Origin of the sequence: Marivivens aquimaris (assembly GCF_015220045.1) — a bacterium.
GTDB classification, from domain to species: Bacteria; Pseudomonadota; Alphaproteobacteria; order Rhodobacterales; family Rhodobacteraceae; genus Marivivens; species Marivivens aquimaris.
In genome coordinates, this window is record NZ_JADBGB010000001.1 from 1,290,108 (window position 1) to 1,302,550 (window position 12,443).

8 protein-coding genes are annotated in these 12,443 nt (G+C 59.8%); 4 read left to right on the forward strand and 4 right to left on the reverse strand.

Annotated elements, in window-relative coordinates; genetic code table 11:
• Positions 1–80: 80 nt before the first annotated feature.
• From IF204_RS06425 to recA, 3 genes are all read right to left on the reverse strand, one after another.
• Positions 81–371, reverse strand: coding sequence for a DUF1330 domain-containing protein (locus IF204_RS06425; RefSeq protein ID WP_194095548.1), 291 nt, complete (start codon positions 369–371; stop codon positions 81–83).
• A gap of 3 nt (positions 372–374) precedes the next feature.
• A complete protein-coding gene (gene alaS, locus IF204_RS06430; RefSeq protein WP_194095550.1) occupies positions 375–3,032 on the reverse strand; it encodes an alanine--tRNA ligase in 2,658 nt (885 codons plus the stop codon).
• Between the two features lie 111 nt (positions 3,033–3,143).
• On the reverse strand, positions 3,144–4,220 hold the full coding sequence (gene recA, locus IF204_RS06435) for a recombinase RecA (protein ID WP_194095552.1): 1,077 nt from the start codon (positions 4,218–4,220) through the stop codon (positions 3,144–3,146).
• Positions 4,221–4,398: 178 nt separating this feature from the next.
• Between recA and IF204_RS06440 the strand changes: the two genes are divergently transcribed.
• Positions 4,399–4,998: a gamma-glutamyl kinase gene (locus IF204_RS06440; protein WP_194095554.1), complete on the forward strand. Its 600-nt coding sequence runs from the start codon at positions 4,399–4,401 to the stop codon at positions 4,996–4,998.
• 84 nt (positions 4,999–5,082) lie between these two features.
• Entirely contained in the window at positions 5,083–8,775 is a 3,693-nt protein-coding gene (gene metH, locus IF204_RS06445; RefSeq protein ID WP_194095556.1) for a methionine synthase, read from the forward strand.
• Positions 8,776–8,827: 52 nt separating this feature from the next.
• On the opposite strand, the gene IF204_RS06450 is transcribed toward metH, so the two are convergent.
• Positions 8,828–9,505: a sugar transferase gene (locus tag IF204_RS06450; RefSeq protein ID WP_194095558.1), complete on the reverse strand. Its 678-nt coding sequence runs from the start codon at positions 9,503–9,505 to the stop codon at positions 8,828–8,830.
• Positions 9,506–10,081: 576 nt separating this feature from the next.
• Here IF204_RS06450 and IF204_RS06455 point away from each other — a divergent pair.
• Positions 10,082–11,572, forward strand: a complete 1,491-nt coding sequence (locus tag IF204_RS06455; protein ID WP_194095560.1) for a SulP family inorganic anion transporter — start codon at positions 10,082–10,084, stop codon at positions 11,570–11,572.
• Positions 11,573–11,583: 11 nt separating this feature from the next.
• Positions 11,584–12,435: a universal stress protein gene (locus IF204_RS06460; RefSeq protein WP_167638205.1), complete on the forward strand. Its 852-nt coding sequence runs from the start codon at positions 11,584–11,586 to the stop codon at positions 12,433–12,435.
• The last annotated feature ends 8 nt before the right edge of the window (positions 12,436–12,443 follow it).

Here is a 12,443-nt window from a genome sequence, read left to right on the forward strand (position 1 = left end):
CCCGGGATATTGGGGGCACAAAGGCAAAAGGGCGCGACGGTGTTTCCGTCGCGCCCTTTGCTATTGGTACGAAGCGTTAGTTAATCGGCTTCTTCGACGATCACGAGGTCACGTTCGCTAGCGCCTTTGGCGAAGCTGAGCGCTTCCTGATAGGCGTCCGAGTAGTAGCAATCGTGAGCGGCCTGAAGGCTCGGGAAGCGGGCGACGACATTGCGTTTACGGTCGTTGCCTTCGAGCTGTTCGTATTTACCGCCGCGCGCGAGGAAAACGCCGCCGTGGTCTGCAATCGCGCCAGTCGCGCGTTTTGCATATTCCATGTAGGCGTCTTCGTTCGTGACGTGGACGTGTGCGATCCAGAGTGCGGTCGGCATAAATCAGGCTCCTGCGATGACGGCTTCGGCTGCCTTGATAGCAGCTTCGGCGTTTTCGGTCGATGCGCCGCCGCCCTGCGCCATGTCGGGCCGGCCACCGCCGCCTTTGCCGCCGAGTTCCGGCGTGACAGCGCGCACGATATCCGCAGCGGAGACCTTGCCCTTGACATCATCGGTGACGCCACAAGCGACGGCAGCTTTGTCGCCGGTGTCAGCGATCAGGAGGATGACGCCCGAGAAGCCGGACTTCATCTCGTCGATGATGCCCGGAAGATCCTTGCCGGTGACACCGCTGAGCACTTGCGCTTTGAACGCTACGCCGTTGATTTCCTTGGCAGGTTCTTCGGCCTTTGCACCGCCCGACATCGCCAGTTCGCGGCGTAGTTGGGCGACCTCGTTGGCAAGCTGCTTGCGTTCGTCCATCAGCGCCTTGACGCGGTCGGCAGCCTCGTTCGCCGGAGCTTTGAGGACGGCGGCGACTGCGTTGAGGCGGCCTTCCTGCTCTTTGAGGTAGTCAATCGCGACCTGACCGGTGAGCGCTTCGACGCGGCGAACGCCGGCCGAGGATGCGCCGTCGGACAGCAGCACGAACGCGCCGATGTCGCCGGTGCTGATGACGTGCGTGCCGCCGCAGAGTTCCAGCGAGTAGACGTCGCCCGAGGTGCCCTTGCCCGATTTCGCCTTGCGGCCCATCGACACAACGCGAACCTCGTCGCCGTACTTCTCACCAAAGAGCGCCTGCGCGCCGAGGCCGCGGGCCTCGTCCGGCGTCATAATGCGGGTTTCCACCTTGGTGTTCTGGCGGATCATCGCGTTGACTTCGCTTTCGACCTTGGCGATCTCGTCGCCCGACATCGCCTTGTTATGGCTGAAGTCGAAACGCAGACGGTCGGGCGCGTTGAGCGAGCCTCGCTGAGCGATATGATCGCCGAGAACCTCGCGCAATGCCTCGTTCAGCAGGTGCGTGGCCGAGTGGTTCGCGCGGATGAAACCGCGGCGCGTGCTGTCGACGTTCAGGCGTGCCGCCTGCCCTTTGCCCACGGTGCCTTCGGTCACCTCGGCGAAGTGGATGAAGACGCCTGCGGCCTTCTTGGTGTCCGTGATCTTTGCCGAGCCGGAGTCGGTGGTGATCGTGCCGGAGTCGCCGACCTGACCACCCGATTCCGCATAGAACGGGGTCTGGTTCACGACGATCTGGACGGTGTCGCCAGCTTTGGCTTCGGTTGCGACCTCGCCATCCTTAAGGACGGTCAGGATCTGGCCTTCAGCGGCCTCGGAATCGTAGCCGAGGAATTCGGTCGTGCCGTGCTCTTCGGCGATTTCGAACCAGACCTGCGAATTCGCGGTCTCGCCCGAACCGGCCCAAGCCGCGCGGGCCTTGGCCTTCTGTTCAGCCATTGCGGCGTCAAAGCCGCTCACATCCACAGCGCGGCCCTTTTCGCGCAGCGCGTCCTGCGTCAGATCGAGCGGGAAGCCGTAGGTGTCGTAGAGTTTGAACGCGGTTTCGCCCGGCAAGTTGGCGTCTGCTGGCAGGCCGGTGAGCTCTTCGTCGAGCAGCTTCAAACCGCGGTCGAGGGTCTGCTTGAAGCGGGTTTCTTCCGCCTCCAGCGTTTCCTGAATCATCGGTTGCGCCAGAACCAGTTCCGGATAGGCGGCGCCCATCTGCTTCACCAGTTCGGGGACCAGTCGGTACATGACCGGATCCTGCGCACCGAGCAGGTGAGCGTGGCGCATCGCGCGGCGCATGATGCGGCGCAGAACGTAACCGCGGCCTTCGTTTGACGGCATCACGCCATCGGCGATCAGGAACGAGGTCGAACGCAGGTGGTCGGCGATCACGCGGTGATGCACGTTTTTCGCGCCGTCAGCGTCGGTCGAGGTCGCATTCGCGGAAGCCTCGATCAGGGCGCGCATCAGGTCGGTATCGTAGTTGTCGTGCTTGCCCTGAAGCAGCGCGCCGATGCGTTCCAGCCCCATGCCGGTGTCGATCGACTGCATGTCGAGTTCGACCATCGAGCCGTCCTCGAACTGCTCGTTCTGCATGAAAACGTTGTTCCAGATTTCGATGAAACGGTCGCCGTCTTCATCCGGCGAGCCCGGAGGGCCACCAGCGATGTGTTCACCGTGGTCAAAGAAAATCTCAGTGCACGGACCGCAGGGGCCGGTCGGGCCCATCTGCCAGAAGTTGTCCATGGTCGGGATGCGGATGATACGGTGATCTTCGAAACCGGTGATCTTTTTCCAAAGGTCGAACGCTTCGTCATCGGTGTGGTAAACGGTGACCAGTAGCTTGTCCTTCGGGATGTCGAAGTCCTTGGTCAGCAGTTCCCAAGCGTAGTTGATCGCGCCTTCCTTGAAATAGTCGCCGAACGAGAAGTTGCCGAGCATTTCAAAGAACGTGTGGTGACGCGCAGTGTAACCCACGTTGTCGAGGTCGTTGTGCTTACCGCCCGCGCGAACACATTTCTGCGCGGTGGTGGCGCGGGTGTAATCGCGCTTTTCGACGCCGGTGAAGCAGTTCTTGAACTGCACCATACCCGAGTTCACGAACATCAGGGTCGGGTCGTTGCGCGGAACCAGCGGCGACGACGGAACAATGGTGTGCCCGTTGCGCTCGAAAAAGTTCAGAAATGTGGAGCGGATATCGGCAAGGCTCGTCATGGCGGTCCATCAATTTAAGCGTTTTGAGTGGAATAGCTGCCTCTGGTCCCATCGTAAAGCCAAATGCAAAAGGCCGGGCGATTGCCCGGCCTTTCATTCGAATATTGTCGATCACATTTCGACCAGATCGTCGTCCGAACCGTCACTATCGGACGCATCGAAGTCGAGGCCATGTGCCGCGCGGATCTTGTCTTCGATCTCCATCGCGATGTGCTGGTTATCGCGCAGGAACTGCTTGGAGTTCTCGCGACCCTGCCCGATCCGCTCGTCGCCGTAGCTGAACCACGAACCGGACTTATCGACGACGCCGGCCTTGACGCCAAGGTCGAGCAGCTCGCCCGTTTTGGAGATACCTTCGCCATACATGATGTCGAATTCCACCTGCTTGAACGGCGGCGCGACCTTGTTTTTCACCACCTTCACGCGGGTAGTGTTGCCAACGACCTCGTCGCGGTCCTTCACCGAACCGATGCGGCGGATATCGAGGCGGACCGAAGCGTAGAACTTCAGCGCGTTACCGCCAGTGGTGGTTTCCGGCGAACCGAACATCACGCCGATCTTCATCCGGATCTGGTTGATGAAGATCACCATGCAGTTCGAACGTGAGATCGAACCAGTGAGTTTGCGCATAGCCTGGCTCATCAGACGGGCGTGAACGCCGACGCTGCTGTCGCCCATATCGCCTTCGAGTTCCGACTTCGGCGTCAGTGCGGCAACTGAGTCGACCACAACGAGCGACACAGCGCCCGAACGGACCAGCGTATCGACGATTTCGAGCGCCTGTTCACCGGTGTCCGGCTGCGAGATCAGCAGCTCGTCCAGGTCAACGCCCAGCTTTTTCGCGTACTGCGGATCAAGTGCATGCTCGGCGTCAACGAATGCGCAAACGCCGCCTTTTTTCTGCTCTTCCGCAACAGCGTGCAGGGTCAGCGTGGTTTTACCCGACGATTCCGGCCCGAAAATTTCGATGATACGGCCCTTTGGCAGGCCGCCGATGCCCAGAGCGATATCGAGGCCCAGCGAGCCTGTCGAGGTCGCTTCGATTTCCTGAACAGGGCTGTCCTTGCCCAGTTTCATAATCGAGCCTTTGCCGAACTGGCGTTCGATCTGGGCCAGTGCTGAATCCAGTGCCTTTTGCTTATCGGCGGTGCGCTTGTCGTTCATGCTCAGTATGTCTGCCGTTGCCATGTTTGGCTCCTTATCCCACACCCGCTGCCGGGCGGCAATGACTTTATGTTCGCCTCTTGTTCTCACGCAATATGAGCACAAAAAGAGAACATTTCAAGCTTTATGTGGAACAGGTTATTGCACCCTATTCGTTAAAAGGTAGTTTACAGCCAACGACATACAGGTGATCGGACGCTAAATGCTTGTCTTCTGGCGCGAAAAACTCGTGTTCCTCGCTGTTCCCAAGACCGGAACGACCGCGCTCGAAGGTGCGTTGGCGCCCAAAGCGGCGGCGGTTTTCCGCGATCCGCCGATCCTGAAGCACACTCCTATATACCGCTACAAACGCTTCGTTCTGCCACTTTTGCAGAAAGCGGGCGATAACGAATTGGAAACCCTCGCCGTGGTACGCCATCCCGTAAGCTGGCTGGGGTCGTGGTACAGGTACCGTCACCGCGACGATCTGGTCGGTCATCAGAACAGCACGCGGGGGAAGACGTTTGATGAGTTTGTAGAAGAATACTGTCGCGGCAAGCCCGAGCCCTTTGCCGGTGTCGGGTCGCAGGCGAAGTTCGTCGGCGATGGCGAAGGGTCCGTCGATTGCGATCACCTGTTCCGCTACGAGGCGCAGGAACCGCTTTACCGTTTCTTTGAAGAACGGCTGGACGTGAAATTGGAGACCAAAACGCTGAACGTCTCTCCACCGATGGAGTTGACGCTGTCCCCGCGTGTCGAAGAGAAGCTGCGCCGCAAGAAACCGGCCGAGTTCGAGGTTTGGGAGAAAGCTCGCGGAGTGTGAGCCAATTTCATAATCATCTTGATGGACTTGAATTTCACTAATTGAACTGACCCGCGTATAGCCCTCCGCTTGAAGGAGACTGTTATGCCGCAACCCGTCCGTTCCCCCGTATTTGCCGCCCTCGAAGCCGCCGCGAAGGACCGCATCCTCGTGCTCGATGGCGCGATGGGTACGCAGATCCAGAAACTCGGCCTGCAAGAAGGCGATTTCACAGGTCACGGCAGCGGTTGCGCGTGTCACATCCACTCCGACCAGCCGCAGCAGGGCAACAACGACCTGCTGAACCTGACGCGCCCCGATGTGATCGAGGAAATCCACTATCAATACGCGATGGCGGGCGCGGATATTGTGGAGACGAATACGTTCTCCTCCACCACCATCGCGCAGGAGGACTACGCCCTGCAGGACAAGGTCGACGCGCTGAACACCGAGGGTGCGCGTCTGGCCCGCAGGGCTATGGACCGCGCCGAAGCTCAAGATGGTCGCCGCCGTTTTGTTGCCGGTGCCGTCGGCCCGACCAACCGCACGGCGAGCATCAGCCCCGACGTCAATAACCCCGGCTACCGCGCTGTTTCCTTCGACGATTTGCGCATCGCTTACGCCCAGCAGATCCGCGCGCTGATCAGCGGCGGTGCGGACATCATCCTGATCGAAACAATCTTCGACACGCTCAACGCCAAGGCCGCGATCTTTGCCGCGGAGGAAGTGTTCGAGGAAACCGGCACCATCCTGCCCGTCATGATCTCGGGCACCATCACCGACCTGTCGGGCCGCACCCTTTCAGGTCAGACGCCAACCGCGTTCTGGCACTCCGTGCGCCACGCGCGCCCCTTCACCATCGGCCTGAATTGCGCGCTGGGTGCCAATGCGATGCGCGAACACCTCGCCGAAATCTCCGGCGTCGCGGACACCTACGTCTGCGCCTACCCGAACGCGGGCCTGCCGAACGAGTTCGGCGAGTACGACGAGACGCCCGCGCAAATGGCTGCGCAGATCGAAGGCTTCGCGAAAGAGGGCCTGCTGAACGTTGTAGGCGGCTGCTGCGGGTCCACCTACGAACACATCCGCGCCATTGCCGAGGTTGTCAAAGGCCACACGCCGCGCACCATTCCCGACGTCGCGCCTCTAATGCGCCTGTCGGGGCTGGAACCCTTCACGCTGACCAAGGACATTCCGTTCGTCAACGTCGGCGAGCGCACGAACGTCACCGGCTCCGCCAAGTTCCGCAAACTGATCACGAACAAGGACTATAGCGTCGCGCTCGACGTCGCCCGACAGCAGGTTGAGAACGGCGCGCAAGTCATTGATATCAATATGGATGAGGGTCTGATCGATAGTCAGCAGGCGATGATCGATTACCTCAACCTTATCGCGGCAGAACCCGACATCGCCCGCGTGCCGATCATGGTCGACAGCTCGAAATGGGACATCATCGAGGCCGGTCTGAAGTGCATTCAGGGCAAGGCGATCGTCAACTCGATCTCGCTGAAAGAAGGTGAGGAGCAGTTCCTCCACCACGCCCACCTCTGCCGCCGCTATGGCGCTGCGATCGTGGTCATGGCCTTTGACGAGGACGGACAGGCGGACACCGAAGACCGCAAGGTCGCGATTTGTCAGCGCGCCTACAAACTGCTGACCGAAGAGGTCGGATTCGCGCCCGAAGACATCATCTTCGACCCCAACGTCTTTGCCGTCGCCACGGGCATCGAGGAACACGACAACTACGGCGTCGACTTCATCAACGCGACCAAGCGCATCACCGAAACCTGCCCGCACGTCCATATTTCGGGCGGCGTGTCGAACCTGTCGTTCAGCTTCCGCGGCAACGAGGCCGTGCGCGAGGCGATGCACGCCGTGTTCCTCTACCACGCGATCCAGAACGGCATGGACATGGGCATCGTGAACGCGGGCCAACTCGCCGTTTATTCCGAGATCGACCCCGAACTGCGCGAGCATTGCGAAGACGTGGTGCTCAACCGCCGCTCCGACGCGACCGAGCGGATGCTGGAACTGGCCGAGAAATATCGCGGGCAAGGCGGTGCGCAGGCCAAGGAAAAGGACATGTCGTGGCGCGAACTGCCCGTTGAAAAAAGGCTGGAGCACGCGCTGGTCAACGGAATCACCGAATTCATCGAAGGCGACACCGAGGAAGCCCGCCAACGTGCCACCCGCCCGCTCGACGTGATCGAAGGACCGCTGATGGACGGCATGAATGTGGTCGGCGATCTGTTCGGCTCGGGCAAAATGTTCCTGCCGCAGGTCGTCAAATCCGCTCGCGTGATGAAGCAGGCCGTCGCCGTGCTGACCCCTTATATCGAGGCGGAAAAGGACGGATCAGCCAAGGCGGCCGGCAAAATCCTGATGGCCACGGTGAAGGGCGACGTCCACGACATCGGCAAGAACATCGTCGGCGTGGTACTGGCCTGTAACAACTACGAAATCATCGACCTCGGCGTCATGGTCCCGACATCGAAAATCCTCGAGACGGCCAAGGCCGAGAACGTAGACATCATCGGCCTATCCGGCCTCATCACGCCGTCGCTGGACGAAATGGTCCACGTCGCGGCAGAGATGGAGCGCGCGGGCATGGACCTGCCGCTGCTTATCGGCGGCGCGACCACGTCTAAAGTCCATACGGCAGTGAAAATCGCGCCCAAGTACGTGGCCGGTCAGGCGATGTACGTGACCGACGCGTCCCGCGCGGTGGGCGTGGTCTCGTCGCTCCTCGGCAGCAACGCTGAAAAGGTAAAGGCCGACACCCGCGCCGATTACGCCGATATCGCAGAACGTCACGCCCGCGGCGAGCGCGGTAAGAGCCGGATTACCCTACAGCAGGCCCGCGACAACGCGCTAAAACTGAATTGGTCAAAATACGAGGCAAAGCAGCCATCGTTCCTCGGCACCCGCGTGTTCGACAACTGGTCGCTGGCGGAACTGGCCCGCTACATCGACTGGACCCCGTTCTTCCAGACGTGGGAGATCAAGGGCCAGTACCCGGCGGTGCTCGACCATCCCGAACGCGGTGAGGCGGCCCGCAGCCTCTTTGCCGACGCGCAGGCGATGCTCCGGAAGATCATCGACGAGCAGTGGTTCAAACCCAAGGCGGTCGTCGGCTTCTGGCCCGCGCAGGCGGATGGCGATGACATCAAACTGTTTGCCGAGGACGGGTCCGATCGCGCCGTCCTCCATACCCTCCGCCAGCAAACCGCGAAACGCGACGGCCGCCCGAATGTCGCGCTGGCGGATTTCGTCGCACCCGATGGCGATTATGTGGGTGCGTTCTGCGTGACCGCCGGCCCCGAAGAGGACGACATCGCGGCAAAGTTCGACGCGGCCAACGACAATTATTCGTCGATCATGGTCAAAGCCCTCGCCGACCGTTTTGCCGAGGCCTTCGCCGAGCGCCTACACGAATACGTCCGCACCGAACTCTGGGCTTACGCGACTGAAGATTACGCGCCCGAAGACCTGATCCGCGAGCCCTACGCAGGCATCCGCCCTGCCCCTGGTTATCCCGCGCAGCCCGACCATACGGAAAAGGCAACGCTGTGGGATTTGCTGGACGCTGAAAATGCAACTGGCGTGACCCTTACCGAAAGCTACGCCATGTGGCCTGCCGCGTCGGTCAGCGGCCTCTATATCGGCAACCCCGAAAGCTACTACTTCGGTGTTGGCAAGGTCGAGGCCGATCAGGTCGCCGACTACGCCGCGCGCAAAGGGATGACCAAGGAAGGCGCCGAACGCTGGCTGGCGCCCGTCCTCAACTACACGCCATAACGAGAAAAGCCGGGCAATCGCCCGGCTTCTTCACTGCAAATTGCAGATAATCTTAGTAACCGGTCTTACCAAGTACAGCTTTGAAAGTACGCGCCAGAATGACGACGTCATTTTTGAACGAATGAGTTTGGGCATACAGACGATCAAGCTCGATGCGCTCGTCGTAGGAAATGTCGTTACGACCCGAAACCTGCCAAAGACCAGTTACGCCAGGGCGCACAGCCTCATAATAGCCAACCTGCGTACCGTACATCGCCAGCTCTTTACGCGGCACAGGACGAGGGCCAACGAACGACATTTCACCGCGTAGCACATTGAAGAACTGAGGCAGTTCATCAAGGCTAGTCGCACGAAGCACGCGTCCGATTGGAGTGATGCGAGGATCGTTTTTCAGTTTGAATTCACGGTTCCAGACTTCACGCTCTTCCGGGTGAGCTGCCAGATAAGTCTCGAGTTGCGCTTCAGCATCGACAACCATGGTGCGGATCTTGTGGCACGGGAACTCGCGGCCATCCTTGCCGACACGTTTATGACTGAAGAAACCCGAACCGCCATCACGGCGGACGACAAACCAGAGCACCGCGATGACCGGCACCAAGATCGGCGCACTGATCAACACGATGAAAAGGTCAAACACACGTTTGCCGAATGTAGCATAGATGGAAGTACGTACCGCCGGCAGTGCCTGACTATTCTTCGCTGCACTGTCAAAATTCGAAATATCAGTCATAGAAATTCTCCGGAACTGGATCGCACTCGTGAAATTTGCCGAGACCTGGGTAATTGCATTGAGGCTGGCGAGCTGTCTCGTAAGCTGTATTCAACCGATCTATCCCTTCGCTACCCCGTTAATCCTTTCGCATCAATCATGATCACACCAAAAGGTAAATTTTTAGGCAATATTGGGAAGAATGCCGCCCATTTTGCGATTTTAGGGGATCGTTTCCGCCCAATTTTGCAGCCGCAGAAAAACTTACGTTAGCGGAAACTACCAGTATTCCTTACCCAAGGTCACTCACCCTAACGCGAATCGATTCTCACTATCGGCGAACTCTGCCGCATCGCAGAATAAGAACGCACGCTCAAATTGTACGCAGGTCACTGCACTCTCTTTAAGCATGACGACTGCCGCATAGATGCACCATCGCTCATGAAAGCTGCATCGCGCATTGCACCCGCAGGCTCCTTGCGTATGTTGCGCCAAAGCAAACAAGGGCTCGGCGCCTTTCAAATGCCGACCAGCCGAACGAAACCAAATCTAAAGAAAATGGTCGTAGAACATGCGGCCAAGGACAGTGAGCTGCGCATGATCACCCTCTCTCAATACCGTCACCAGTGGACGCACAACATCCGGGCCGACCTCATTTCCGGCCTCGTCGTTGCGCTCGCTCTCATTCCTGAAGCCATCGCGTTTTCCATCATCGCAGGCGTCGACCCCAAGATCGGCCTTTATGCGTCGTTCTCGATTGCGGTCATCACTGCAATTACTGGTGGCCGTCCGGCAATGATCTCTGCGGCGACCGCTGCGGTGGCGGTTCTTCTGGTGACACTGGTGCGCGATCATGGCCTCGAGTACCTCTTTGCCACCACGATCCTCGCGGGTATCCTGCAAATTGGCGCGGGTCTCTTGCGGCTCGGCTATGTGATGCGGTTCGTGTCCAAATCGGTAATGACAGGATTTGTGAACGCGCTCGCGATCCTGATCTTCATGGCGCAGCTGCCGCAGCTTGATCCGAACACCGTGCCGTTCCTGACCTTCCCGCTCGTGGCGTTCGGTCTGGCAATCATCTACATCCTGCCGCGCTTCACCACGATCGTGCCGTCGCCGCTGGTCAATATCATCGTCATGACCATCATCGTGGTCGTCATGGGCTGGGACGTGAACACGGTCGGCGAAATGGGCGAGCTGCCCGACACCCTGCCCGTGTTCCTGATCCCGCAGATGCCGCTGAACCTCGAGACGCTGTCGATCATCTTCCCCTATGCTGCTGCGGTTGCTGTTGTCGGCCTTCTCGAAAGCCTGATGACCCAGCAGATCGTTGACGATCTGACCGACACCTCTTCGGACCGCAATCAGGAGTGCGTTGGTCAGGGCCTTGCCAACATCGGCACCGGTTTCATCGGCGGTATGGCCGGTTGCGCAATGATCGGTCAGTCGATCATCAACGTCAAATCGGGTGGCCGTGGCCGTCTGTCGACCTTTGCGGCCGGTATCTACCTGCTGATCCTCTGCGTGGCGCTGGGTGATGTCGTCGGCATCATCCCGATGCCTGCGCTGGTTGCCATCATGATCATGGTGTCCATCGGCACCTTCTCGTGGTCGTCGATCAAGCAGCTTCGCACCCACCCCAAATCGTCGTCGATCGTCATGCTCGCGACCGTGTTCTTCGTGATCTACACGCACAACCTCGCCATCGGCGTGCTCGTCGGCGTGCTGCTGTCGGGCATCTTCTTTGCGTGGAAGATCGCGCAGCTGTTCAAGGTCGAGACCGAGATCACCGCAGACGGCACCCACCGCACCTACCGCGTCTATGGTCAGCTGTTCTTTGCCTCGTCGGAAGATTTCTCGAAGTCGTTCGACTTCCACGAAGCGCCCGAGAAAGTCACCATCGACGTCAGCCGCGCGCACATCTGGGACATTTCCTCTGTTGCCGCGCTGGACATGGTCGTGCTCAAATTCCGTCGTGAAGGCGCAGAGGTCGACATCGTCGGCCTGAATAAAGCCTCGGAAACCATCGTCGACCGCCTCGCGGTTCACGATAAACCGGGTGCTATGGACGAAATGCTGGGCCACTGACGGAGGATACAATGAGCACAACACTTATCGCTTTTGTCGACGGGTCCGAATACGCGGAGAGCGTCTGCCGCCACGCGGGCTGGATTGCGGGCCGTTCGGGCGCCGACGTCAAAGTCTATCACGTCATGGGCCGCCGCGAGGCTGTGGCCCAGTCGGACCTCAGCGGCGCGATCCGCCTCGGTGCCCGCACTGCCCTGCTCGACCAGTTGTCGCAACTGGACGCCGAGCGCAGCAAGCTCGCGCACGAGGTTGGCCGCGCGATCCTTGAGGACGCGGCGAACATCATCCGCGAAAGCGGCGTCGAGGTGTCGACCCGTCTGCGTCAGGGCGATCTGCTCGACACGCTGACCGCGAAAGAAGACCAGGGCGACATCATCATCATCGGCAAGCGCGGCGAAGCGGCGGGTCTGGCCTCCGACCACCTCGGTTCGAATCTGGAACGTGTCGTACGCGCCAGCCACAAGCCGGTGTTCGTTGCCAACCGTGCGTTCAAGCCGATTCAGAAAGTGCTGATCGCGTTCGACAACGGTGCGAATGCGCTCAAGGCTGTCGATATGTTTGCGCGCAACAGCGCCTTCGCCGGTCAGGAAGTGCACCTCGTCCATGTCGGCAAACAGTCGTCCGAAATGGACACCGCGCTGGAACGCGCGAAGGCAACGCTGGCCGCTGGTGGCTATGACGCGCAGATCGACTACCGCGACGGCAGCGCCTCGGACGTTCTGTCTGAAATGACTGCGAAAGAGGGATACGACCTCTTGGTCATGGGCGCCTACAGCCACTCGCGCGTGCGCTCGTTGTTCCTCGGCTCGCATACCACAGAAATGGTTCGCGCCTGCAAAGTACCGGTGTTCCTCGTCCGGTAGTATTTCCT